Raw genomic sequence first — 23,022 nt, forward strand, 5'->3', positions numbered from 1 at the left:
CGTTGAGTGTTTGCTGTGCCTTGTGTGCTGCTGCGGAAACGGGTTGCCCCGGGAAGGACGCTCTGGAGCTTGTACCGCGCCTAAGCGCTGGTTTTCTGGGCCGAGACCACGTCGTCCACCACGGCGCAGAGGCGCTGCAGCCGGCGGACGGCATCGGTGGACAGGGATTCGACGACGTCGGGGGCACCGATGCAGGACGCCCAGACGGCGCGTCCGGAGAGGAAGCCGCTGGCGCCTTCCAGGCAGGCCCACCGGACGGCGTCGGGGAAGACGTCCTCCGGAACCCCGGACGAGAGGACCACCCAGGGGCCGTCGATGGCTTTGGTCAGTTCTGCGCAGGCGGCGCGGACCTGTTCCTCGGGCGCTTGGCCCTTGAAGGGGACCTCGGCCTTGTAGAGGTCGGCGCCAAGGCTGCCCAGCTCCTTGGCGGCGGCCAGGATGCCGGCGTTCCAGTCGAAGTCACCGTCGGCGAGGGGCTTGCGGGAGACGGGTTCGATGATGCTGATCAGCCCCGCGGACCGGCAGCTGTCCACGAATTCGCGGACCATGGCCACCCGGCCCTCGGCGGGCTCGTCCGGGCGGTAGAGCACCAGCAGCTTGAGGGCCTTTACGCCCAGGGCCTTGTACTTGTGCGGGTCCACCAGCCGGTCGATGGTCACCTCGCCCACCAGTTCGCCGTGCGCGGATTCGAAGTGGTCCGCGGAGGCGATGAGCCCGCAGCTGGAATCCACCACACCGGCGTCGATGGCTTGGTCCAGCGCGAACTGGCGGTCGATGAGGATTCCGGAGGCGTAGGGCGTGAGGATCCTGGCCGCTTCGAGCTTGAAGTCGCGCAGGTCATCGTCGGTGACGGGCTGGTCGGTGTGCTCCGCGAACATGTTCCGCATGGCTTCGCGCTGGTCAACGGCAAGCATCGCGAAGGCGCCTGACGGGCGCTGCAGGGGGGAAAGGTCTGTGTGGCTCATGGGCTGCTTCTTTCAGTATCAGTTCGAGGCTGGGACAAGATTGATGGTCTGGCGCGGGATGGCCGAGCGGCCGTCCAGTCCGCCGCAGGACGCCGAAGCGGTGCGGCCCGCGAATGCGGCGGCTTCCACGAGCGGAAGCCCGGCGGCCACGGCGGCGAGGAGGGCGCCGTGGTACACGTCGCCCGCACCGAGGGTGGACACGATGGTGGCGGGGGTGGCCGGGACGTGCACGGGTTCGCCGCCGCGTTCCAAAACCCAGGCACCTTCGGAGCCGGCGGTGGCGACGACGGCGGAGGCGCCGTCGTCGAGTGCTTTCCGCAGGAGCACCTCCGGTGGGAGGTCGGCTCCATACTCTGCGTTGAGCCTTTCGATCGTGGGGACATAGAGCGCGACGCCGCGTGGGCTGAAGGCATGAATGGGATTGCCGGCGTCGACGCTGATGCTGAGGCCGGCAGGACGGCCGGGGGCGCTGGCCACGGCGTTCCAGCCCAGGTGGTCTGTGTGGACCCAGGCCGCGGATTGCAGCAGTTCAGAGAAGCGGCTGTTTCCGGGGAAGCTGACGGGCGGGACCGGGCGGGTGACAATCGCCCGGCTTTCGGTGGCACTGCTGACCACGATGACGCTGGCACCGGTTTTGACACCCGCGTCCCTGATCACCGCGGAGGTGTCCACACCTTCCGCCTCGAGTCCGGCAATGATGCGGTCACCTTCTTCATCGTTGCCGAGGACACCGGCGAAAGCGGTGTTTGCGCCCGCCCGGGCTGCAGCGACGGCCGCCGTCGCCGCAGGGCCCCCACCCGCCGTCGCAAAGTCCGTGGCAATCGTGCGGCTGTCCGCCGCAGGATAATCCTGCACCAGGGCAATGGAGTCAAGAGTGGCGCAACCTACGAAGAGCAGGGTTCCAGTTGACGGTTGGGGCACGTTCCACCTCGTTGTAGTTCCGGCTGGTACTGAAGAAATATACACATATCATGTTGGAAAAACAACACTTTCTGTATAGTTGTGTTTGGGATGCAACGCCCACGTCCCGCCCCTCAACGTAGAGAAACGGAGCAGCTCATGTCATTGCCTACTGCGGAACCGGTCCAGACCATCAGGTACGGCCTCATCGGGGCCGGACACATGGCCCGCGAACACGTCCGGAACCTTGCCCTGATCCCGGGAAGCCGCATCACCGCAGTCTCGGATCCCACGCCGGCATCGCTCGAAGAGACGGTGAAGGAGATCGGCTATGAGGCGCAGACCTTCCCTTCCCACCAGGAACTGCTGGCCTCAGGCCTGGTGGACGCACTGCTCATCGCAAGCCCGAACGACACGCACCTGGGCATTTTGAAGGACATCTTCGCCAGCGGAACCAACCTGCCTGTACTCGTGGAGAAACCCGTATGCACCAGTGCAGCCCAGGCAGACGAACTGGAAGTACTCGCAGCGGGCTATTCCGCGCCGGTGTGGGTGGCCATGGAGTACCGTTACATGCCGCCGGTCCAGGAAGTCATTCAGGCGGCGCACGGCGGCAGACTTGGCAACATCTACATGCTCTCCATCGTGGAACACCGCTTCCCGTTCCTGCACAAGGTGGACGCCTGGAACCGCTTTGCGGAACGGACCGGCGGCACATTGGTTGAAAAGTGCTGCCACTTCTTCGACCTTATGCGGCTAATCCTCCAGGACGAGCCGGTACGGGTCTACGCCAGCGGCGGCCACGATGTGAACCATATGGACGAGGTCTACGAAGGCCGGGTTTCGGACATGGTGGACAACGCTTACGTGATCGTCGACTTCAAGGGCGGGCGCAGGGCCATGCTGGAGCTGTCCATGTTTGCTGAAGGATCCAAGTTCCAGGAACGGATCTCCGTCGTGGGCGACACTGCCAAGATTGAAACCCTCATCCCGGTAGCCGCCAACCACTGGATTCCCGGTGACGAGGCCGAAGCCACTGTTGAATTCAGCCCACGTTCTCCCCTTGGCCCGGAAAAGCATGAGGTTCCGGTGGATGAGGCCGTCCTGGCCGCCGGTGCGCACCACGGCTCCACCTACTACGAGCACTTGGGCTTCCGGAAGGCCATCCTGGGGGAAGGCCCGGTGGAGGTCACCATTGCAGATGGACTGCAGTCCGTGCGGATGGGCCTGGCTGCCGAACGTTCTATTACGGAGGGCCGTCCCATTGAGCTTGGTAATACCGCCGTCGGGGTAGGTTCGTAAGAAGTTACGTGTTGGAATTGCAACATCCCGCCAGGCTCCTGCCCGGCGCATTGGGGAGGGAGAACGGCCGATGAGCACCGCATATGAAGAGGCGCCGCTGACACCCCGCCAGCGCACCATCCTGGATGAACTGGGTCGCAGGGGGTTCATTTCCACCAATGACCTGGCGGAGACGTTTGCCGTTTCCGACATGACCGTGCGGCGGGACACCCGCGTCTTGTCCAAGCGTGGGCTGGCGCGGGTGGTCCACGGTGGCGTCAGCGCGGTGGACGGGCATGGCCAGAACGCAAACTTCGCGGCGCGCGTCCGCGAGGACTCGGACGCGAAGCTCCGGGTGGCCCGCGCCTGCCTATCGCTGGTCGGTGAGCGGGATGCCATCATCCTCGATGCCGGTACCACCACCTACCAGATCGCGCAGGAACTGCCCACGTCCTTCACCGGGACCATCATCACGCACTCAGCGCCCGCCATCCAGCGCTGCCTGCAGCTGACGGCGGCACGCACCATCTGCCTGGGCGGGGAGCTGCTGCTGGACAGCCAGGCGTTCAATGGCCCCATGACAATCAGCGCTGCCGCCGGGCTGCGTGCCAAGACAGCCTTCATCGGAGTCAGCGGCATCCATGACGAGGCCTTCTACATTGAGCGCGACGTGGAGCGCGCCACTAAGATCGCCCTTATGAATGCAGCGGAACAGGTCGTGGTGGTGGCAACGCACCAGAAGATGCTGCGCTATGCGCTGGCACGGTTGGCGGCTTTCGACGCGGTGGACATCCTGGTGACGGATGTGCCGCCGCCGAGGGAAATCGAGAATGCCTTGAGTGCCGCCAACGTCAAGCTGATGGTGGCGGCCGCATGACCGCCCGCCTGCGCGTCTGCCTGCCCGCCCAAGACCTGCTGGACGCACTGGCGCCGATGGACGGCGTCGACTTTGTCCTCTGGGACCTGACCGGGCCGGCGCCGGAAGGCCGGCTGGACCTGCTGGTCCCCGGGTACATGGGGAAACCGACGGCGCTCGCCGCGCTGGAGGGAGTCGACGTCGGGCTGGTGCAGAGCCAGTCCATCGGGTACGACGGCGTCGCCTCGGTGTTGCCGCAAGGGGTCACCTTCGCCAACGCGGCGGGAGTCCATGAGACGTCGACGGCGGAACTCGCCGTGGGCATGATGATTGCCGCCCAGCGTGGCATTCCGGACTTTGTCCGGAACCAGGAAACCGGTGCATGGGACAACAGCCAGCGGCCCAGCCTGGCCGACCGGCGCGTGCTGTTGGTGGGTTACGGCGGAGTGGGCAAGGCCATCGAGGCCCGGCTCCTGCCGTTCGAAACCGAGGTCACCCGGATGGCCAGCCGCGCCCGGGACGATGAGCGCGGCACCATCCTCGGGATTGATTCGCTCTACGAGCAGCTGCCGCTGCACGAGATCGTGGTGGTCAGCGTCCCCCTAAGCGAAGACACCCAGCAGTTGGTGGACGCGAAGTTCCTGGCTGCCATGCCGGACGGCGCCCTGCTGGTCAACGTGGCCCGCGGTCCGGTGGCGGACACCGGCGCGTTGCTGGCCGAAACCTCCAGCGGACGCCTCCGGGCCGCGCTGGACGTCACCGATCCGGAACCGCTGCCCGCTGACCACCCCTTGTGGACCACCCCCGGCGTGCTCATCACCCCGCACGTGGGCGGTGCCAGCTCGGCCATGTTCCCCAGGATGGTCCGGCTGCTTCGGAAGCAGATCGGCCTGCTGCTGGAGGGCAAGGACCCGGTGAACGTGGTCCTTCCTTAACGGCTGCGGCTCCGGCCCCTATGCTTGGCCCATGTCCACCTTTGAAGTCCGCCGCAGTACGGTCATCCCTGCCGCCGCCGAGGAAATCTTTCCGCTGGTCAACAACTTCCACGAGTGGACCGCATGGTCCCCGTGGGAGACCATCGACCCAGGCATGAGCCGCCGCTACTTCGGCAGTGAGTCCGGCGCGGGGGCCGGGTACGAATGGAGCGGCAACCGCAAGGCGGGCAGCGGCACCATGGAGATCGAGGAGTCCATACCTTCAAGCCTGGTCCGCATCCGGCTTCAGTTCACCAGGCCCTTCAAGGCACTGAACCCCACCACGTTCAGCTTCACCCCTGTCCAGGGCAGCACGGAGGTGACTTGGCGGATGACCGGGGAGAACAAGGGCCTGGCCAGGGTGTTCGCGCTGTTCATGAACATGGACAAGATGGTGGGTGGCGACTTCGAGCGGGGACTCGCAGCGTTGGCTTCCACCGTTGCGGCACGGAAGAGCTGAGGCGTCCAGGTGGGCGCTGTGGACCAGGCGCTGGCCCAGGTTGAGGAACCGGACCGCAGCTGCCTGCAGCACGTGGTGGAGCTTGCGCGGTCCCTGGCTCCCGGCGCCACGGAGGGCATGAGCTACGGCATGCCCGCCCTCAAGCTCGACGGCAAACCACTGCTGGCCGCCATAGCTACGGCAAAGCACCTCTCGATCTTTCCGTTCTCCTCCGCCGTGGTGGAGGCGGTGGCGGACAGGCTCGAGGGGTACTCGCTGTCCAAGGGAACCATCCGCTTCACCGCGGACCACCCCGTGCCCGACGACGTGCTGGCGGACCTCATCCGGCGGCGGATCGCCGAAATCCGGAAGTAGGCCGCAATACGACGGCGGCACGCACCAGGCGGGTGCGGGTCCCGTCTGCAGCGGAGTGCTGCAGGCAGGACCTATGGTCCTTCCCGCGCGGTGCCCGCGTGCCTAGCCTGTTGCCATGGCTGACACTCTCGCGTCCCTTGCAGACTCCTTCAAGAACATGGGCGTTGCCCGCGCATACGGCCCGCCCGTGAACCTGGGCGGGGAGGAAATAGTGCCTGTGGCGCTGGTGTCCTTCGGCTTCGGTGGCGGTACGGAGTCGGACCAGGGCGCATCAGGTGGAGGGGGCGGCGGCTTTGTTGTGCCGCTGGGGGTGTACCGGACGGTTAATGGCCACGCGGTTTTCCGCCCCAACACCATCGCCACGCTGGTGTGCCTCGTCCCCTTGGTCTCTGTCGCCGGCGCGGCGATGCGCAAAGCGGTGCGGGCGGCCCGGAAATAGGGCGCCGGCAGGTGCCCGTCAACGTTCAAATTTTCCCCTATTTCGCGCCGGCGCATTCGGTTCCATAATGGCCTCGTAAGACTTCGGGAACCTCCCGCCGCTGTCCTGTGCCACGGCGGAAGCAGGGGTTCCAGGCGGCCGCCCCGGCAATCGGCGGGAAGGACGGCCACGAGGCCCGGCAGGGCGCAGCCGGACTGTTTCAGGGGGAGAGCAACGCCATTAATGCACAAGGAGAGCCGTCATGCTCAAGGATCTGCAAGTCATGCCCGTACTGCCCGCAAAGGACATTGACAGGGCAAGGGAGTTCTACCGCGACAAGCTGGGCCTCGAACCCAGCCAGACCATTGATAACGACAACCTGGTTTACCAGTGCGGCAACGGTACCGGGTTCCTTCTCTACCGGACGGACAATGCCGGTTCGGCGAAGAACACGCAGATGGGCTGGGGAGCCGAAGACGTGGAACGGGAAGTGGAAGAGCTGCGGAGCCGCGGCGTCGTCTTTGAGGAGTACGACATGCCGGGGCTCAAAACCGAGAACGGCATCGCGACGATGGAAGGCATGGGGAAGGGTGCGTGGTTCCTCGACAGCGAGGGCAACATCCTGAACATTTCCTCCATCCCCGTCACGTAGCCAACCACCGCCAACAGGCGCATACTCGAACACCTGGCAGCACAGCCAGAAGGACGACGCCGGCACTTGCCGCCTAAAGCACCCGCACCCGGGTGCCTGGCAGCGGCAGGCCGGCGCCGCCGTCGTAAGCGGCCTTACAGGAAGGCACGAGCATGAGTGTGGAAGAGGTGGCGCCGGAGACTAAAGGCGTCTCGGTGGAGTTGCTGGCGACCGTTGACCTTGACGGCGAAATCGAAGGAATGGAAGGCCGGCAATTGCGGATGCGGATGGTGACGATCGAGCCCGGCGGGGTCTTCGGTCCCCGCCACGATCATGCGGGCCGCCCCGGCACTGTCTATATCCTGCAGGGGACCATCACCGACCACCGTGATGGCGGGACCCGGGAATACGGGCCCGGAGTGGGCTGGCCGGAGGACCGGAACACCAACCACTGGTTGGAGAACAGGGGAACGGTTCCGGCGGTGGAAATCTCCGTGGACATCGTCAGGAAGCTTCCGTCATAAATCCACGGGTTGTAGAAACCCGTGGCCTAACGGCTTTGTTCTGGGTATCTTGGCCATACCCGTGGTTGAGCAGTCAGCTGGCAAGTTACTCATGGGAGCTGATGATGGACGCCGCTGCTGACCGACCGCCTGCCGGGACCATTCGTCCCGGCGCCCCCGCACAGGGCAGGGTGTTCCATGCCTTCCGCCGCTGGCCTCTCGTTCCGGCCGCCGATCTGCTCCTGCTGCGGCACGCACTCGAAGACTGCAATATCGCCCTGGAACCGGACCAGTCCTACGCCCTCCGATGCCTCGTCGAGGACGATCTTATGCGCCGCTCGGCGCTTCCGCCCGCCTCAGGCGACTAGACCGCCGTGGGCCGGCGACGCGTGATGTTGGGGGACCGGCCCACGGCCAAAACGGGGGACCATCCCTGCCCGCCGCACATCAGACGGCCGGCTCCCGGCGTCCCAGCGCCATCCGCAACGCGCCGAGGAGGGTGAGCCGGTTCCGCCTGGTGACCGCAATAACCGCCGCCATGCCGGCCAGCAGCACCACGATCCCACCGCAGGCCACGGACCAGCGGGCGCCGAACTGGCTTCCGATCCAACCGACCAGCGGCGATCCCAGGGCGGTGCCGCCCTGCAGGATGGCCAGGTACAGGGCCAGTACGCGCCCGCGGAACTGTGGTTCCACGGACAGTTGGATGCTGGTGTTGCAGCTGTTCAGGAACGTGATGGATGCCAGCCCTACGGGAATGAGGATGACGGCGTAGACCCAGAAGGACGGGGCCACGCTGCCCAGGATCGTGAAAATACCCAGCCCCAGCGCCCCGCCCAGCAGGAACCTCAGCCGCGGACGGGACCGGCGTGCCGCCAGGAGGGCGCCTGCCAGGGTGCCCACCGCCATGATTGATCCCAGAAGCCCGAATTCGCTGGGGCCCATGCGGAACTCGGTGGTGGCCATCAGCGAGTTGATGACGGGAAAGTTCATGCCGAACGCGCCCAGGATGCCCACCAGGACCATGATCAGCATCAGGTCCGGCCGGCGGCGTACATACCGGACACCCTCGGCCACCTGGTGCTTGTTCCGCTCGCCCTTTTCCGGCGGGGCGGGCTGGCTGATGCGGATCCTGAACAGCGAGACCAGGACGGCCGCGAAGCTGGCCGCGTTAAGCAGGAACACCGGGCCCGTACCCACCCAGGCGATAAGCACCCCGGCAATGGCGGGGCCGGTGAGCCGGGCGGTGTTGAATGATGCGGAGTTCAATGCCACCGCGTTGGAGATGTTCTCCTGCCCCACCAGCTCCGAGACAAAGGCTTGGCGTGCGGGCGCGTCCACCGCGCTGGCGACGCCCAGGCAGAAGGCCGCCACGTACGCGTGCCACAGTTGGGCGGTCCCGGTGACCACCAGGAGGCCGATGGCGAGGCCGGTGAACGCCATGGCCAGCTGCGTCCACATGAGGATGATGCGCTTCCGGTACCGGTCGGCGAGCACACCGCCGTAGGGGCCGAACAGCAGCATGGGCAGGAACTGCAAGCCGGTCGTGAGGCCCACGGCCGCACCCGAGTGGTCGGTGAGGACGGTCAGGACCAGCCAGTCCTGGGCCACGCGCTGCATCCAGGTGCCGATGTTGGAGACGATTGCGCCGCCGGCCCAGATGCGGTAATCGGGGTTCTCAAGCGCACGGAACATCGCACTCATTTGCCGCTCATTTCCTGCATGATGCGGGCCGCCCGGCTGAGGATGAGCCGGTCTTCCTCGCTGAGCCCGGCCACGCGTTGGGCCAGCCAGGCCGTCCGCTGGTTGCGTGCTTCCGCGAGGACGGCCCGTCCCGCATCGGTGATGTCCACGCGGACCTGGCGGCCGTCGTCGGGGTCCGCGCTCCTGGTGACAAAGCCCTGGTCGGCCAGCGCGTTGACGATCCTTGTCATGGACGGCGCCTGGACGTGCTCACTTTCCGCGAGTGCGCGCAAGGTGCTGGGACCGCTGCCGTTCAGCAAAGCGAGGACGGTGTACTGGCCGGGGGTGATGATGTCGCCGGTTGCCTCGACGCGGAGCCTGCGGGACGTGCGCATCACGGCGGTGCGGAGATCGATGGCGAGGGTGTCCGGGGCGGTGGGGTCTGCAGCTGTCTTGTTCTTCGTTTGGGTAGGGGACATGTATACGGGTGCGCCTCCTGCTGACGTTCCTTAGCAGTGCTAATTAGTTCTGCTAACTATTATGGTCCGCCTGCTTATCATTGGGCAACAGTTGGAAGAGTGGGTTTGGCAACATGTTCCGGCAGAATGGGGCCGTGACTGGGCGCAGAATTGGAACCCGTAAACCCTGGCTGACCTGGAAGGGGAGACTGAACCTTGCGGTGACCGTTGTGGTCCTTTGCCTGGGCCCGATCCTGATCGGCCTAGGCAGTTTCATAATTAATGCCGATGAGGAGCTTGCCCGGACGGGAGTCCAGGCCGCCGGAACGATCGTCCACTTCGACGATGTCACCAAGGCTTCCAAGCGCAGGATACAGGTCGAATTTTCGACGGCGGACGGGTTGCCGCACAAGGCCTTCGCGGCAGTGGACCATGACCAGCATCCCGAAGTGGGCGGCGGGGAGACGGTGGTCCATGCCGAAAACGATCCCGGCCGGGCCATTGTTCTTGGCTATGAGAGCGACGGCGTGTGGTTCCGCGGTGTTGGCGTTGTGCTGACCGTCATTTTCGGTGTGATCGGCCTCGTGTTCACGTTTGTGATTGGCAGTGCCGTCCTCCGCGCCAGGTTCCGGAAACCCGCATTGGAGCAAATGGCCTGAGTCCGTCCTGGCCTGTGGGTCTGGCCGCTCAGGCTTTGCGGGCGTAGGCTCTGTCCACTATGACCGAGCAGCAGCCCTATGAGTTGATCCGGCGCTATCCGCATTTCGAACTGCGGTGGTATCCGGAGTATGCCGTGGCCGAAGTGACGGTCACGGCCGACTTTGACCGCGCCGGCAATGCCGCCTTCCGGCATCTTTTCAACTACATCAGCGGCAGCAATGCTGCCCGGCAGAAGCTTGCCATGACTGCCCCGGTGCTTCAGGAACCGGGACCGCAGAAGCTGGCCATGACCGCCCCGGTGATCCAGAGCGGCCCGCTGCCCGGATCTTCGGCCCCCGCCGAATTTTCGGTGGCCTTCGTCCTTCCGGCTGGAGTGACCGCTGATACTGCTCCAGTGCCCACTGATCCCAGTATTAAGGTACGTGCGGTGCCGGGTTCTCTTGCCGCAGTGCTGGGTTTCTCCGGCAGCGGGTCCGCAGCGGCCTTCCAGAAGCGCAACGACGGCCTGCAGGCGGCGCTCACCTTGGCCGGGCTGACTCCCGTGGGTGCGCCCAGGTTCGCCCGTTTCGACCCGCCGTTCAAGCCGTGGTTCCTGCGGCGCAACGAGGTCATCCAGGACGTGGCGGACCCGGGCTCAGCAGAAGGAACGTCCCGCTCCTGACAAGCCGGCGCCGGATGGTGCTGCTTGCCGCCGTACAGTCGCTGCCGAATGCGGGGCGCACCCAAGTGCTGAAAGTTCTCCGATAGTTTCTTCAGTTTCGGAAAAGACATGCACAAAAGCCCATGGCCTTTCGGGCCATGGGCTTTTGTGCGCCTTCCGGCCACCGATGCGGGCGCAGGCATAGATAGTCCTGCCGTCTTGGGAAGTCGGCTCCCAATTCTCTGCGACCTGTTGTTATTGCTGAAACTTTACGATAGTTTCTTGGATGTGATGCAGGTCGCACCGGTGGGGACCCCGCGGCCAGCATGCCCAACTAAAGGACAATGATGACCAGCGAGCAAAGCACCAGGACCGCCGAGCACCGGCTCAAGCGCCTGCACGAACGCCTTGGCGGGGTTGCCTACGGCGGCGACTACAACCCGGAACAGTGGCCCCGCGAAGTGTGGGCGGAGGACGTCCGCCTGATGAAGGAGGCCGGCGTAAATCTGGTCACCCTGGCAGTGTTCTCCTGGAGCAGGCTGGAGACGGCCGACGGGGTCTACGACTTTGGCTGGCTGGACGAGATCATGGACCTGCTGCACGCGAACGGCATTGGCGTGGACCTGGCCACTCCGGACGCCGTCCCGCCGGCCTGGCTCATCGCACAGTACCCGGATATCCTCCCGGTCCTGGCGGACGGCTCCACTTTCGGTTTCGGGTCCCGCCAGCACTTTGACGTCTCCCACCCTGCCTACCGGGAAAAGTCCCTGGCCATGGCCGAGAAAATGGGGGAACGCTACGCTGGCCATCCGGCCCTGTGCATGTGGCACGTCAACAACGAATATGGCCCGGTCTCCTACGGCCCCCATGCCGACCGCGCCTTCCGCGAATGGCTGCAGAAAAAGTACAGCACCATGGAGGACCTCAACTCAGCGTGGAGCACGGACGTCTGGGGCCAGGTCTTTTCCGATTGGTCCCAAGTCAGCGCCCCCGCACAGCCCCGCACCTGGTCCAACCCCTCCCGGCGCCTGGACTTCCACCGGTTCACCTCGGACAGCATGCTGGCGCACTACAAGGCGGAGCGGGACATCCTGCGCCGGCACACCCCGGACCTGCCCATCGTCACCAACTTCATGCGCTTCTACAAGAACAACGACTACTGGGCCTGGGCAGCCGAGGAAGACGCCGCCGCCCTGGATATCTACCCGGACCCGCGCGAGGAGGACGCCCATGTGGCCGCCGCCCTCAACTTCGACCTGATGCGCTCCCTGCGGAAAGGCCAGCCCTGGCTGGTGATGGAACAGGCCACCGCGGCGGTCAGCCAGTGGTCAGTCAACGTCTCCAAACTTCCCGGCAAAATGCGGCTCGGCTCCTACCAGGCCATCGCCCAGGGTGCCGACTCCATCCTCTTCTTCCAATGGCGCCAGGCCAGAGGCGGCACCGAACGCTTCCACTCGGGCATGGTCAACCACGCCGGCCCCAACACCCGCGTGTTCCGTGAGGTCTGTGAACTGGGCCAGGAACTGAAGGGCCTGGGCGGCATCACCGGCACCCGTTCCAGCGCCAAGGCGGCCCTGGTCTTCGACTGGGACTGCTGGTGGGCCCTGGAACTCGGCAATTCCCCGCGTTCTGACCTTAACTATCCGCAGGAAGTCCTCCGCCTCTACCGGCCGTTCTTCGACGCCAATATTCCCGTGGACTTCGTGGACACCAAGACCGACCTGGGCCAGTACAGCCTGGTGGTCCTGCCTGCCACCTACCTCCTTTCCGACGACGCCGCGCAGCGGATCGAAGAGTACGTCTCCGGCGGCGGACGCCTGGTGGCCAGCTACCTCTCCGGCATCGTGGACCCTGACAACACCATCCGCCTGGGCGGCTACCCCGGTGCGCTCCGCAAGGTCTTGGGCGCCTGGAGCGAGGAGATGCATCCGCTCGCCGGTGAAGGCGAGGCAGTGAAGCTTTCAATGGCCGACGGCGGCACTGCCTCCGCGGAATACTGGACCGAGCACCTGCACACCACCACGGCGGACGTGCTGGCCAGCTACGCGTCGGGACGGCTGGAAGGCTCGCCCGCCGTCACCCGCAACAGCTTCGGCGGCGGCACCGCCGTTTACCTTTCCGCCCGGGTGGACAGCACCTTCCTGGCAGAACTGCTCGGGGACGAACACGCGGCTGCCGGAATCCGCCCGGAACTGGACGCGCCGCCGGGAGTGCAGGTCCGCCGTCGTACCGGCAACGGACGCAGCTATCTGCTGGTCCTCAACCACAACGACGCACCCGCCCGGGTAGACGTGAAGGCCGGCGGCATGGACCTGCTTACCGAAACAGCCGTACAAGGCACGGTGGAGCTCCCCGCCAACGGCGTCCTGGTCATCGATCAAACCACAACAGCAGAAACCGGCCGATAGGAGGCAACCATGGCCATGCGATTGGAAGTACCTCCCGAGGCGGTGAACGCAGACCCCTCAACGCGGACCGGGAAACCGCGGAACAAACCCGGCGGCTGGAAACTGGCACTCAAACGCGACTGGCGGCTCTACACGCTGGTGCTGCTGCCGCTGGCCTACTTCGCGGTGTTCCGGTACCTGCCCATGGCCGGCAACGTGATCGCGTTCCGGCAGTTCCAGCCCGGCGGCAACATTTTCGGTGAGAAATGGGTGGGCCTGAAATACGTCACCCTGTTCATCAACGATCCCAGCTTCTGGCAGGCGTTCCAGAACACCATCATCCTGGGCGTGCTGACGCTGCTGTTCAGCTTCCCCATGCCCATCATCTTCGCGCTGATGCTCAACGAACTGCGCTCACAAAAGTTCAAGAAGTTCGTCCAGACCGTGGCCTACCTGCCGCACTTCATGTCCGTGGTGATCATCGCCGGCATGATCCTGCAGAACTTCTCCATGACAGGCACGGTCAACCAGATCGCCAACACACTGTTCGGCACCACGGTGAACTTCACCCAGGACGCCAACTGGTTCCGGCCCATGTACATCAGCTCCGAGGTCTGGCAGACCATGGGCTGGGGCGCCATCCTGTACCTGGCCGCCCTGACCCGGGTGGACGAATCCCTGTACGAGGCAGCCCGGATCGACGGCGCCAACCGCTGGCAGCAGACCTGGCACGTGACGCTGCCGGCCATCCGGCCCACCATCATCACGCTGCTGATCCTGAACATCGGCACCTTCATGGCCGTGGGCTTCGAGAAAATCCTGCTGATCTACAACCCGCTCAACTACGCAACCTCAGACGTCATCTCCACCTACCTGTACCGGGTGGGCCTGGAATCCAGCAACTTCAGCTACGCCGCGGCAATCGGAATGTTCGAATCCGTCATCGGCCTCACGCTGATCCTCTCCGCGAACGCCATCTCCAAGCGGCTCGCAGGAACGAGCCTGTGGTGATAGGGGCAAGGGTGAAAGGAACAGCAATGAAAGAAACCGGAGTCCTCCTCAAGGACATGAAGGTATCCCGCGGGATGCGGGTCTTCCGGGTGGTGAACCTGGTGTTCCTGCTGGTGGTGGTGTTCCTGACCATGTACCCGTTCCTGAACATCATTGCCCAGAGCTTCTCCAGCGAAGGTTTCATCAACGCAGGCCAAGTCAATCTGTTCCCCCTGGGCTTCAACACCGAGACCTACCAGTTGATCCTGGCGGACACGGTGTTCTGGCGGAGCTACGGCAACACCATCCTGTACACCGTGGTGGCCACGGCCATCTCCATGGTGCTCACCACATCCTTCGCGTACGCCATCGCGAAAAAAGACCTCAAGGGCCGCAGCGTCTTCATCGGCATCGCGGTGTTCACCATGTTCTTCAACGGCGGCCTGATCCCCAACTACGTGCTCATCACGTCCCTGGGCATGCGGGACACCCTGTGGGCAGTGGTGCTGCCCAACGCCATCAGCGTGTTCAACCTGCTGATCATGAAGTCGTTCTTCGAGAACATGCCGCGCGAGCTGGAGGAGGCGGCCGCCATTGACGGCCTCACCCAGTACGGCGTCCTCTTCAAGGTCGTCCTGCCACTGAGCAAGGCCATCGTGGCCACCATGGTGCTGTTCTATGCCGTGGCCAACTGGAACTCCTGGTTCCAGGCGTTCCTCTACCTGGACAACCCCGACCTGTTCCCGGTGACCATCTACCTCCGCAACATGATTGCCGGCGTCACCACCGCAGGCTCGGCCGGCGGCACCGCGGAGAACGTGGGACAGATCGCCGCGAACATCCAGTCGGTCACCATCGTCCTGACCGTCATCCCCATCCTTTGCGTCTACCCGTTTGTCCAGAAGTACTTCTTTTCGGGCGTCATGCTCGGCTCCGTCAAGGAATAACCCGTTATGAAAGGAAAACCAATGATCCGCAGACGAGACTTCCTCGGCCTGTCCGCGCTCGCAGCCTTCGGCCTGGTAATGGCCGGGTGTGACTCAGATTCCGGCAGCAAGGCCGATACCTCCAAGGCCCGCAATGGTGCGATGGACAGCTTTGGGGTGGGGGATACGTTCAAGGCGACGGCGCCGCTGAGCTTCACCTTCCTGTTCAGCGACCAGCCCACCTATCCATACAAGAAGGACTGGCTGCTGTTCACTAAGATGGCCGGCGACAACAACGTCACACTGGAACCGACCATCGTTCCGCAAAGCGATTACGAACAGAAGCGCAGCCTGTTGATCAGCTCCGGCAAGGCTCCGGAGATCATCGCCAAGACCTACCCCGGGCAGGAGAGCGCCTACGTCTCCTCCGGCGCCGTCCTTCCGGTCAGCGACTACGTAGACCTCATGCCGCACTACCAGGACAAGATCAAGAAGTGGAAGCTGGAACCGGAAATCGCGGGCCTCACCCAGGAGGACGGCAAGTACTACGTGCTGCCCGGCCTGCACGAGGAACTCTGGCCGGACTACACCCTGGCTTTCCGCACGGACGTGCTGGAAAAGGACGGCATTGCCGAGCCCAAGACCTGGGACGAGTTCCGCGAGGTGCTGCGCAAGCTTAAGAAGAACCACCCCGACGTTGTCCCGTTCTCCGACCGGTTCAACGGCAACAGCGTGCTGAACATCGCCGGTACAGCCTTCGGCACGGTGGCGGGCTGGGGGTTGGTGGATGGCCTGATCTTCGATGAAGGCAAGAAGGAGTTCACGTTCGGTGCCGCGGGCAACAAGTTCAAGGACCTGGTGACCTACTTCAACTCGTTGGTCTCCGAGGGCCTGATGGACCCGGAAAGCTTCACCCAGACCGATGATGCGGCGATCCAAAAGTTCACGTCCGGCAAGTCGTTCGTGATCAGCGCCAACTCGCAGAACATCATCACGTACCGCACCTCCATGGAGCAGTCCCTGGGCAAGGGCAACTTCGCCGTCCGCAAAATTACCGTTCCGGGCGGCCCCGCAGGCGACGTCATCGGCGGCTCGCGGCTGGAAAACGGCATCATGCTGAATTCGTCCGTGAAGGACAAGGACAGCTTCGTGGCGCTGATGCAGTACATCGACTGGCTGTTCTACAGCGACCAGGGCCAGGAGTTCGCAAAGTGGGGCGTGCAGGGCACCACCTACACCAAGGAAGGCAGCAAGCGCGTCCTGGCCAAGGACATCAACTTCCAGGGCCTGAATCCGGCGGGAACCAAGGACCTGCGCGTGGATTACGGCTTCTCCGGCGGCAACTTCGCCTACGGCGGCACCACGGACCTGCTGCAATCCACCTTCAACGAGGAGGAGCTGGCGTTCCAAAAAGCCATGAAGAGCAAGAAGCCCAGGCCGGTTGCCCCTCCCGTGCCCTTCAGCGACACGGACCGGGAACAGGCCACCCTGACCCTCACGCCCCTGAAGGACCACGTCAAGCAGAACACCCTAAAGTTCATCACCGGCCAGCGCAGCCTCTCCGAGTTCGATGCCTACCTCAAGGAGCTGGACGCCAAGGGCATGGGCAAGTACGTAGAGTTGGCCAACAAGGCCTACAAGGCGTACGCAGACAAGAAATAAGGCGTACGACGGCGGCAGCAGGCTTTCCGCGGTGACCGAAAGGCAGTTGGTGGTTCAGAAGAAGGCGGAGTACGGTGCCGGCCCCCTGTTCAAGGCGGCCGGCACCGTGGCCGGCGTAATGATGGGCTCGGCCCTGCTGGTGCTGGCCAACGCACTGCTGCTGGTGGCACTGCTGGCGGGGCCGGTCGCGGGAGGCTGGCCCGCCGTCGTCGCGCTGGTCCCGGCGGGCCCGGCCCTGGCCGCGTCCATGTACGCATTCAACCGGCTGCTCGCCGGGTATGACACGGGCGTCTACCGGGACTTCGTGCGCGGCTACCGGATGAACTTTGTACAGGCCATCAAAGTCTGGACGCCGTACCTGCTCATCCTTTGCGTGATCGGCGTAAACCTGGCGGGGCTGCCGGCCTCGCTGGGTCCGGGCAATGCCGTCGAGCCCGCGCTCCGTCTGGCGCTGCTGGTCCTCGGACTGCTCGTGGCCACCGCGGCCCTGAACGCGCTGCTCCTGTTGTCGCGTTTTTCATTCCGTATCCGGGACCTCTACCGCCTGTCCCTGTACAGCTTCAGTGGGCGGAAGCGGGTCTCCCTGGGCAACGCCGGGATACTGTTCGTCACCACAACCCTGCTGCTGATGTCCACCGCATTCCTGCTGCCGGTCATCGCCGGGGCCGTTGTCTATCTGGCCTGCCTGAACTCCCGGCCGCTGCTGCGCCTGGTGGAGGAGAAGTTCACCGTCCAGGAATAGTTTAGCCCTGCGGCGTCACTGTCACGGGCGTCAGCATCTCGCGTTCATAACCCACCACCCGGCGCTCGCCCTGGAGGACGAGTGCGTGGGTATGGACATCGGCGGTGCTGGAGGTCGCAACGTGCAGTTTCACCACGCCGGGCGTGACCACCCTCTTCAGGTCCAGTCCTGTGAATGAGGTGCGGTCGGCGTGCACCGTGAACTCCACCCTGGCCGACGCGCCGGCGGCGAGTTCCACCCGCGCGTAGCCAATCAACTCCCGAACCGGGCGGACCACCTCGCCCACCGGGTCCGCCAGGTACAGCTGCACCACTTCGGCGCCGTCAACACCGCCCGTGTTGGTGACCGCGCACGAAATGGTGACCAGGTCCGCCGTCGACATGGTGGGCACACTGGCCGCGTGGGCGGAGAATTCAAACGAGGTGTAGGACAGGCCGTGGCCAAAGCCGAACAGTGGTGACGGGTCCAGGGCGCTGACGCCGGACGGGCCGGCCAGCTTGCTGTGAAGGTACGTTCCCGGCTGGCCCCCGGACGTGCGCGGCACGGAGACCGGCAGTTTGCCGGAGGGGTTCACGGCGCCCGTCAGCACATCCCACAGCGCCTCCGCTCCCTCTTCCCCTGGGAAGAAGCCCTGGACGATGGCCGCGGCGCGGTCGGCGAAGTCGCCCAGGGCGTAGGGCCGCCCGCTGAGGACCACGACGACGGCCCGTGTCCCGGCAGCCTCGGCTGCGGCCAGCACCCGGTCCAGCATCTGGTGCTGGTCACCGGGCAGCTGCAGGTCCGGCGCATCATTGCCTTCACCGGAGGTGCCGCGGCCGAAGAGGCCGGCGTTGTCACCCACCACGATGACGCAGGTGTCCACGGAGGAGGCAATGGCGCAGGCTTCCGCGATCTGTTCGCCGGTGATGGCCTCGCAGGTTCCCGTGGCGGCGGCCTGGACCGAACCGAAACGTTGGGCGGCGGCAGAGGCGACGGTGGGAACCCGGATGCCCATGGGCACATCGGGATGGGACGCGCCAACGTGGGCGTCGAAGGAGTAGCAGCCCAGCATCGCGAACGGATCCTGTGCCAATGGCCCCACCACGCCAAGGGACGCCAACGCCGCCGCGGGCAGCGGCAGGCTTGGCCCGCCGTCGTACGTCCTGTTGGTCAGCAGCACCAGGGACTGGGCGGCCAGCTCGCGGGCCAACGCCCGGTTGTCCGCTGGATCCAGATCGATTGTGCCGGCGGCGAGAACCGGGGGAGCGGGATCAAAGCCGGGGGCTAGCAGCCCGGCTTCCTGTTTCTGCCGCAGGACACGGCGGAGCGCGGTGTCCACCAGGGACTCGGATACATCGCCGGACCGGACGCGCTCCAGCAGCGGCTTGCCGTAGCAGTTCACCGTGGGCAGCTCCACGTCCACGCCTGCCGTGAGGGCCAGGGCAGCTGCGTCACCGGAGTCCGCGGCAACGCCGTGGGTCATGTTCAGGAACGCGACGCCGAAGTAGTCCGCCACCACGGTCCCGGCAAAGCCCCATTCGTCCCGAAGCAGCGAAGTCAGCAGGGCGCGGTTGGCAGCCGCGGGAACGCCGTCGATGTCCGTGTACGCGTGCATCACGGAGCGGGCGCCGCCGTGCTTTAGAGCCATCTCGAAGGGGGGCAGCATCACGTCCGCCAATTCCCGCGGGCCCATGGACACAGGCGCGTGGTTGCGGCCGGCACGGGATGCCGAGTAGCCCACGAAGTGCTTGAGGGTGGCCACAATCCCTGACTCTTCGAGTCCTGAAACATAGGCGCCGGCTACCGTGCCCACCAGGTAGGGGTCCTCGCCGATGGTTTCCTCCACGCGGCCCCAGCGCAGGTCGCGCACCACATCCAGCACCGGTGCCAGGCCCTGGTGGACGCCGAGGGAGCGCATCTGGTCCCCGATCAACCCGGCCATCCGCCTGACCAGGACGGGGTTGAACGTGGCACCCCAGGCCAGCGGCACGGGAAAGGCGGTGGCTTTCCAGGCCGCCAGCCCGGCCAGGCATTCCTCGTGCACCTGCGCCGGGATCCGGAATCGGGACGCGGCCATGATCTGCTCCTGGGCGGCGGCCAGCCGGCGGGCCCCCTCCAGGGGTTCCAGCGGGACCGTGCCGTACATCCGTGTGATCTGACCCAGGCCGGACGAGATCATGTCATCCCAGGAGCGCGCGTCGCCGGCCATCTCGTTTTGCAGCGGCGCCACGGAGTCACCGTCCGTGGAGGCGTTCACCCACACCCCCGCGAGTTGGGCCAGCTTCTCCTCCAGCGTCATCTCCCGGATCAGGCGTTCGACGGCGTCGCGTGCGTCCGTGCCGGATGGGCGGCCCGCAGTGGCGGTGGGGAGGGCTTGCTGTTCGGCGGCACCGCTGGTCACGGGGCGTCTCCTAGGGTTGAAAAGGCGTTTGAAAGAAACTATCAGAAACTTCCGTTTAGTTTCTAGATCAAAAGCCTTGACTCACGGATCAAAAACTTCCTACGGTTGAAGCGGGGCCCGCTGACCCGCAGAGGAAATTGCGCACCGGAAACTTCCTCCGATGTTTTCGAAAGTTTCCGTGGGTCCATCTAACTGCCGGGGTCCAGCTGCCGATCCGGACACCCGGAACACCTGCTGGCGGCACCCGAATCTACTGCAACGACGGAGAGAACATGCGGACGTACAGAGTGGCCATTGTGGGAACAGGCGGAATCGCCGCGGTTCATGCGGACAATCTGGCCCGGACAGGCGGACGGGGGGAGCTGGTGGCCGCCTGCGACGTTGACCAGGACCGGCTGGACGCCTTCGCCCAAAAGCACGGCATCCCCGGCACCTATCTCACCCTGGGCCAGCTGCTCGCAAAGGCCAAGCCGGACATCGTCCACCTTTGCACCCCGCCCATGCTGCACATCGACCAGGCCATCGAATGCCTGGAAGCCGGCGTCCACGTGCTCTCCGAGAAGCCGCCGGCGCTGAGCCTGGCCGACTTTGACCGGCTGGAGACCGCACAGGCCAAGGGCAACGCGCAGTTCTCCTGCGTGTTCCAGCACCGCTTCGGCGATGCCTCCGCAGCCGCGCAGCAGCTGATCGGCGGCACCGGGTTCGGCCGCCCGCTGGTTGCCCGGTGCGACACCCTCTGGTACCGGCCGGACAGTTACTGGGACCTGCCCTGGCGCGGAACCTGGAACGCCGAGGGCGGCGGACCCACCATGGGCCACGGCATCCACCAGTTCGATCTGCTCCTGCACCTGCTGGGCCCGTGGGAGGAAGTGACTGCCATTGCGGGCCGGCAGGCGCGTGCCACCTCCACCGAGGACGTGTCCGCTGCGCTGGTCCGGTTTCGCAACGGCGCCGTGGCCACCATCATCAACTCGCTGCTCTCACCGCGGGAAACCTCGGACATCCGGATCGACTGCGAGTTCGCCACCGTGGAACTGAGGCACCTCTACGGCTACAGCACCGATGACTGGACCATCACCGCCGCCCCGGGCCACGAGGACCAGGTCAGCAGCGCGTGGACCGGCCAGCCGCTGGAACGCGGCAGCGGACACTCCGCCCAGTTCCTGGCCATGTACGACGCGCTCGACGCCGGCCGCCCCCTTCCGGCCGGAGCAGACTCCGCGCGGCAGACCCTGGAACTGGCTGCCGCAATCTACGCCTCCGCCTTCACCGGCCAGGCGGTGCGCCGGGGCGCGATCGTCCCCGGCCATCCCTTCTATGGCGGCATGGACGGCGACGGTTTGGGCACTGCGGTCCTGGACTCGACCGCCTTCGATGCACCCGCCGCATCATCGCTCCGCGCCCACGCCTGACACCACGTCCAAGGAGACACCGTCCCATGACAACCCCCGCAGCCACCGCCCGCCCAGCCGCGTCCTCAGCCCGCTTGAGTTTCGCCGACGACGGCGCCGCCCTGACCTTCACGGCCAACGACAGGCCGATTGCCACCTACACCTACAGGCCCACTGACAGCCAGTATGAGAGTCCCCGTCCGTTCTTCCATCCGCTCTCCACCCTTGGGGGCGATGAGGTCACCATCTCCCGGCCCTGGGACCACGTCTGGCACAAGGGGCTGTCCTGGGCACTGCCCAACGTGGGCCGCCACAACTTCTGGGGCGGCGCCACCTACACGCGCCAAACCGAGTACGCCAACCTGGACAACAACGGCGCCATGACCCATGGATCCTTCACGGGGATCGACCAGTCCGGAGCCGGGATTACGGTGTCGGAATCGCTGACCTGGACCTCACAGGAAGGCGAACCGGTCATCGCGGAGAGCCGCCGCTTCAGCATCCAACTGCTGGACGGCGATGCCCCTGATGGCGCTTACGCCATCCTCTTCGAGACCCGGATGAGCAACATCTCCGGTGAGGAGATCCTCATCGGCAGCCCCACCACCGAGGGGCGCCACAACGCGGGTTATGGCGGCCTGTTCTGGCGCGGCCCGAGATCCTTCACCGGCGGGGAGTTCCGCAGCCCGGACGGGACCGGGACGGACGGGTTCATGGGTACCCGATCGCCGTGGATCGCTTTTACAGGCAAGCACGACGTCACCTGCAGGTCTTCCACCATCGCCTTCGTGGAGGACAGCACCAACCCGGGTGCGCCCAACCAGTGGTTCGCCAGGTCCTCCATCTTCGGCTGCCTGGGCTCGGCCCCGTTCTTCAGCGAGGAAGTGCCGCTGCGGGAGGGCTCGCCGCTGACGTACCGCTACGCCGTGGTAATTGCCGACGGCGGCGTGGACGCCGAACGCGCCGGGAAGCTGGCGGGTGCCGCGCAGGCAGCCCTTGGCGGCTGGGCGTAAAGCATGGGCTCAACCTTTCCGGGTGCCACGGGGCTGTCCGAGATCAGCATCTACGACTGGCCCGGCACGGACGGCGCCGCGGGAGGATCCCCGCACGTGCATACCGCCTCCACCGAGGCATACGTGGTGCTGGAAGGTGCCGGGCGGCTGGAGACGCTGGATTCACGTGGCTTCACGTCCATCCCCTTGCTTCCGGGCGTGGTCCTTTGGTTCACTCCGGGGACCGTGCACCGTGCCATTAATGATTCGGGCGACCTGAGGGTCCTGGTGGTCATGCAGAACGCGGGGCTGCCCGAGCACGGCGACGCCGTGATGACCTTTCCGCCTGAGCACCTCGCGGACGCGGAAACCTACCGTCGTGCGGCGGCTTTGGAGCACAAGGATGCCGACGCAGGACTCGCCGCAGGGGAGGAAGCCGCGCGCCGCCGTCGTGATTTGGCGCTGGAGGGCTACTTTGCGCTGAAGCACGCCGTCCTGGTTTCGGGGCCGGCAGCCTTGGCGGACTTCCACGCAGCGGCTGCCCGCCTGGTGGCTGACAGGACCGGGACCTGGGGCGAACTGCTCGCCGGGGGAGCAGCCCGTCAGGCGGAGGTCACCCGTCAGCAACTGGCTTTCCTCGGCACGGCGGAAAGTATCTATCTTGGGGAAGCGCGAACTACGATGGGAAAACGGGAAAACCGCAGAATTTACGGCATGTGTGGCCGAATCCAGACGTGGGAACTTTCCGATAACCAGCACCGGGCGTGAC

The 23,022-nt window shown here is 65.3% G+C and carries 24 protein-coding genes; 19 read left to right on the forward strand and 5 right to left on the reverse strand.

Annotated elements, in window-relative coordinates:
- Nucleotides 1–80: 80 nt before the first annotated feature.
- Both FBY33_RS09805 and FBY33_RS09810 read right to left on the reverse strand, forming a co-directional pair.
- Nucleotides 81–965 (reverse strand): aldolase, encoded by an 885-nt coding sequence (locus tag FBY33_RS09805; protein WP_142030402.1) that lies wholly within the window; start codon nucleotides 963–965, stop codon nucleotides 81–83.
- A gap of 18 nt (nucleotides 966–983) precedes the next feature.
- On the reverse strand, nucleotides 984–1,886 hold the full coding sequence (locus tag FBY33_RS09810; protein ID WP_142030403.1) for a PfkB family carbohydrate kinase: 903 nt from the start codon (nucleotides 1,884–1,886) through the stop codon (nucleotides 984–986).
- 138 nt (nucleotides 1,887–2,024) lie between these two features.
- Here FBY33_RS09810 and FBY33_RS09815 point away from each other — a divergent pair, with 138 nt between their 5' ends.
- The 9 genes from FBY33_RS09815 to FBY33_RS09855 all read left to right on the forward strand — a co-directional run bounded on the left by FBY33_RS09815 (nucleotide 2,025) and on the right by FBY33_RS09855 (nucleotide 7,710).
- Nucleotides 2,025–3,167, forward strand: a complete 1,143-nt coding sequence (locus tag FBY33_RS09815; protein ID WP_142030404.1) for a Gfo/Idh/MocA family protein — start codon at nucleotides 2,025–2,027, stop codon at nucleotides 3,165–3,167.
- Between the two features lie 70 nt (nucleotides 3,168–3,237).
- On the forward strand, nucleotides 3,238–4,023 hold the full coding sequence (locus FBY33_RS09820; RefSeq protein WP_142030405.1) for a DeoR/GlpR family DNA-binding transcription regulator: 786 nt from the start codon (nucleotides 3,238–3,240) through the stop codon (nucleotides 4,021–4,023).
- On the forward strand, nucleotides 4,020–4,937 hold the full coding sequence (locus tag FBY33_RS09825; protein ID WP_142030406.1) for a 2-hydroxyacid dehydrogenase: 918 nt from the start codon (nucleotides 4,020–4,022) through the stop codon (nucleotides 4,935–4,937). The genes FBY33_RS09820 and FBY33_RS09825 overlap by 4 nt, the downstream gene beginning before the upstream one ends.
- 31 nt (nucleotides 4,938–4,968) lie before the next feature.
- Nucleotides 4,969–5,436, forward strand: a complete 468-nt coding sequence (locus FBY33_RS09830) for an SRPBCC family protein (RefSeq protein ID WP_142030407.1) — start codon at nucleotides 4,969–4,971, stop codon at nucleotides 5,434–5,436.
- A 9-nt stretch (nucleotides 5,437–5,445) separates the two neighbouring features.
- Nucleotides 5,446–5,790, forward strand: a complete 345-nt coding sequence (locus FBY33_RS09835; protein ID WP_142030408.1) for an iron chaperone — start codon at nucleotides 5,446–5,448, stop codon at nucleotides 5,788–5,790.
- A 115-nt stretch (nucleotides 5,791–5,905) separates the two neighbouring features.
- On the forward strand, nucleotides 5,906–6,229 hold the full coding sequence (locus FBY33_RS09840) for a hypothetical protein (protein ID WP_142030409.1): 324 nt from the start codon (nucleotides 5,906–5,908) through the stop codon (nucleotides 6,227–6,229).
- A gap of 241 nt (nucleotides 6,230–6,470) precedes the next feature.
- The gene (locus FBY33_RS09845; RefSeq protein ID WP_142030410.1) at nucleotides 6,471–6,860 is read left to right on the forward strand and encodes a VOC family protein; all 390 of its coding nucleotides are present in this window, start codon (nucleotides 6,471–6,473) and stop codon (nucleotides 6,858–6,860) included.
- A gap of 152 nt (nucleotides 6,861–7,012) precedes the next feature.
- A complete protein-coding gene (locus tag FBY33_RS09850) occupies nucleotides 7,013–7,363 on the forward strand; it encodes a cupin domain-containing protein (protein ID WP_142030411.1) in 351 nt (116 codons plus the stop codon).
- Nucleotides 7,364–7,467: 104 nt separating this feature from the next.
- Entirely contained in the window at nucleotides 7,468–7,710 is a 243-nt protein-coding gene (locus tag FBY33_RS09855) for a hypothetical protein (RefSeq protein ID WP_142030412.1), read from the forward strand.
- A gap of 79 nt (nucleotides 7,711–7,789) precedes the next feature.
- Here FBY33_RS09855 and FBY33_RS09860 read toward each other — a convergent pair whose 3' ends face one another.
- Both FBY33_RS09860 and FBY33_RS09865 read right to left on the reverse strand, forming a co-directional pair.
- Entirely contained in the window at nucleotides 7,790–9,046 is a 1,257-nt protein-coding gene (locus FBY33_RS09860) for an MFS transporter (RefSeq protein WP_142030413.1), read from the reverse strand.
- Nucleotides 9,043–9,504, reverse strand: coding sequence for a MarR family winged helix-turn-helix transcriptional regulator (locus FBY33_RS09865; RefSeq protein WP_142030414.1), 462 nt, complete (start codon nucleotides 9,502–9,504; stop codon nucleotides 9,043–9,045). Before FBY33_RS09865 ends, FBY33_RS09860 begins: the two co-directional genes overlap by 4 nt.
- Nucleotides 9,505–9,638: 134 nt before the next feature.
- Here FBY33_RS09865 and FBY33_RS09870 point away from each other — a divergent pair, with 134 nt between their 5' ends.
- From FBY33_RS09870 to FBY33_RS09900, 7 genes are all read left to right on the forward strand, one after another.
- Nucleotides 9,639–10,142 carry a DUF3592 domain-containing protein gene (locus FBY33_RS09870; RefSeq protein ID WP_200831353.1) on the forward strand — a complete coding sequence of 168 codons (504 nt, stop codon included), beginning with the start codon at nucleotides 9,639–9,641 and terminating at the stop codon, nucleotides 10,140–10,142.
- A gap of 59 nt (nucleotides 10,143–10,201) precedes the next feature.
- The gene (locus FBY33_RS09875; RefSeq protein WP_142030415.1) at nucleotides 10,202–10,804 is read left to right on the forward strand and encodes an SOUL family heme-binding protein; all 603 of its coding nucleotides are present in this window, start codon (nucleotides 10,202–10,204) and stop codon (nucleotides 10,802–10,804) included.
- A 326-nt stretch (nucleotides 10,805–11,130) separates the two neighbouring features.
- Nucleotides 11,131–13,191 carry a beta-galactosidase gene (locus FBY33_RS09880; RefSeq protein WP_142030416.1) on the forward strand — a complete coding sequence of 687 codons (2,061 nt, stop codon included), beginning with the start codon at nucleotides 11,131–11,133 and terminating at the stop codon, nucleotides 13,189–13,191.
- A gap of 9 nt (nucleotides 13,192–13,200) precedes the next feature.
- Nucleotides 13,201–14,181, forward strand: a complete 981-nt coding sequence (locus FBY33_RS09885; protein WP_142030417.1) for an ABC transporter permease — start codon at nucleotides 13,201–13,203, stop codon at nucleotides 14,179–14,181.
- A 26-nt stretch (nucleotides 14,182–14,207) separates the two neighbouring features.
- Nucleotides 14,208–15,107 (forward strand): carbohydrate ABC transporter permease, encoded by a 900-nt coding sequence (locus FBY33_RS09890; protein ID WP_142030418.1) that lies wholly within the window; start codon nucleotides 14,208–14,210, stop codon nucleotides 15,105–15,107.
- 6 nt (nucleotides 15,108–15,113) lie between these two features.
- A complete protein-coding gene (locus tag FBY33_RS09895) occupies nucleotides 15,114–16,748 on the forward strand; it encodes an ABC transporter substrate-binding protein (RefSeq protein WP_142030419.1) in 1,635 nt (544 codons plus the stop codon).
- 31 nt (nucleotides 16,749–16,779) lie between these two features.
- The gene (locus FBY33_RS09900) at nucleotides 16,780–17,490 is read left to right on the forward strand and encodes a YesL family protein (protein WP_235010507.1); all 711 of its coding nucleotides are present in this window, start codon (nucleotides 16,780–16,782) and stop codon (nucleotides 17,488–17,490) included.
- A 1-nt stretch (nucleotide 17,491) separates the two neighbouring features.
- Here the strand turns inward: FBY33_RS09900 and FBY33_RS09905 are convergent, their stop codons facing one another.
- The gene (locus FBY33_RS09905; RefSeq protein WP_142030420.1) at nucleotides 17,492–19,870 is read right to left on the reverse strand and encodes a glycoside hydrolase family 3 N-terminal domain-containing protein; all 2,379 of its coding nucleotides are present in this window, start codon (nucleotides 19,868–19,870) and stop codon (nucleotides 17,492–17,494) included.
- Between the two features lie 272 nt (nucleotides 19,871–20,142).
- Here FBY33_RS09905 and FBY33_RS09910 point away from each other — a divergent pair, with 272 nt between their 5' ends.
- Genes FBY33_RS09910 through FBY33_RS09920 form a run of 3 tightly spaced genes read left to right on the forward strand, consistent with a single transcriptional unit; the run spans nucleotide 20,143 to nucleotide 23,021 of the window.
- Nucleotides 20,143–21,282 carry a Gfo/Idh/MocA family protein gene (locus FBY33_RS09910; RefSeq protein WP_142030421.1) on the forward strand — a complete coding sequence of 380 codons (1,140 nt, stop codon included), beginning with the start codon at nucleotides 20,143–20,145 and terminating at the stop codon, nucleotides 21,280–21,282.
- A gap of 26 nt (nucleotides 21,283–21,308) precedes the next feature.
- Complete coding sequence (locus FBY33_RS09915) at nucleotides 21,309–22,274, forward strand: PmoA family protein (protein ID WP_142030422.1); 966 nt, start codon at nucleotides 21,309–21,311, stop codon at nucleotides 22,272–22,274.
- 3 nt (nucleotides 22,275–22,277) lie between these two features.
- Nucleotides 22,278–23,021: a cupin domain-containing protein gene (locus FBY33_RS09920; protein ID WP_142030423.1), complete on the forward strand. Its 744-nt coding sequence runs from the start codon at nucleotides 22,278–22,280 to the stop codon at nucleotides 23,019–23,021.
- Nucleotide 23,022: the final 1 nt, after the last annotated feature.

Source organism: Arthrobacter sp. SLBN-112, assembly GCF_006715225.1.
Lineage (GTDB): Bacteria > Actinomycetota > Actinomycetes > Actinomycetales > Micrococcaceae > Arthrobacter.

Excerpts from the sequence above, each read along its gene's own strand:
- FBY33_RS09885 (WP_142030417.1), top strand. The coding sequence starts at position 13,201 with ATGGCCATGCGATTGGAAGTACCTCCCGAGGCGGTGAACGCAGACCCC.
- FBY33_RS09845 (WP_142030410.1), top strand. The coding sequence starts at position 6,471 with ATGCTCAAGGATCTGCAAGTCATGCCCGTACTGCCCGCAAAGGACATT.
- FBY33_RS09860 (WP_142030413.1), bottom strand. The coding sequence starts at position 9,046 with ATGAGTGCGATGTTCCGTGCGCTTGAGAACCCCGATTACCGCATCTGG.
- FBY33_RS09910 (WP_142030421.1), top strand. The coding sequence starts at position 20,143 with ATGCGGACGTACAGAGTGGCCATTGTGGGAACAGGCGGAATCGCCGCG.
- FBY33_RS09825 (WP_142030406.1), top strand. The coding sequence starts at position 4,020 with ATGACCGCCCGCCTGCGCGTCTGCCTGCCCGCCCAAGACCTGCTGGAC.
- FBY33_RS09830 (WP_142030407.1), top strand. The coding sequence starts at position 4,969 with ATGTCCACCTTTGAAGTCCGCCGCAGTACGGTCATCCCTGCCGCCGCC.
- FBY33_RS09890 (WP_142030418.1), top strand. The coding sequence starts at position 14,208 with ATGAAAGAAACCGGAGTCCTCCTCAAGGACATGAAGGTATCCCGCGGG.
- FBY33_RS09915 (WP_142030422.1), top strand. The coding sequence starts at position 21,309 with ATGACAACCCCCGCAGCCACCGCCCGCCCAGCCGCGTCCTCAGCCCGC.
- FBY33_RS09880 (WP_142030416.1), top strand. The coding sequence starts at position 11,131 with ATGACCAGCGAGCAAAGCACCAGGACCGCCGAGCACCGGCTCAAGCGC.
- FBY33_RS09815 (WP_142030404.1), top strand. The coding sequence starts at position 2,025 with ATGTCATTGCCTACTGCGGAACCGGTCCAGACCATCAGGTACGGCCTC.
- FBY33_RS09840 (WP_142030409.1), top strand. The coding sequence starts at position 5,906 with ATGGCTGACACTCTCGCGTCCCTTGCAGACTCCTTCAAGAACATGGGC.
- FBY33_RS09805 (WP_142030402.1), bottom strand. The coding sequence starts at position 965 with ATGAGCCACACAGACCTTTCCCCCCTGCAGCGCCCGTCAGGCGCCTTC.
- FBY33_RS09865 (WP_142030414.1), bottom strand. The coding sequence starts at position 9,504 with ATGTCCCCTACCCAAACGAAGAACAAGACAGCTGCAGACCCCACCGCC.
- FBY33_RS09920 (WP_142030423.1), top strand. The coding sequence starts at position 22,278 with ATGGGCTCAACCTTTCCGGGTGCCACGGGGCTGTCCGAGATCAGCATC.
- FBY33_RS09895 (WP_142030419.1), top strand. The coding sequence starts at position 15,114 with ATGAAAGGAAAACCAATGATCCGCAGACGAGACTTCCTCGGCCTGTCC.
- FBY33_RS09875 (WP_142030415.1), top strand. The coding sequence starts at position 10,202 with ATGACCGAGCAGCAGCCCTATGAGTTGATCCGGCGCTATCCGCATTTC.
- FBY33_RS09855 (WP_142030412.1), top strand. The coding sequence starts at position 7,468 with ATGGACGCCGCTGCTGACCGACCGCCTGCCGGGACCATTCGTCCCGGC.
- FBY33_RS09820 (WP_142030405.1), top strand. The coding sequence starts at position 3,238 with ATGAGCACCGCATATGAAGAGGCGCCGCTGACACCCCGCCAGCGCACC.
- FBY33_RS09850 (WP_142030411.1), top strand. The coding sequence starts at position 7,013 with ATGAGTGTGGAAGAGGTGGCGCCGGAGACTAAAGGCGTCTCGGTGGAG.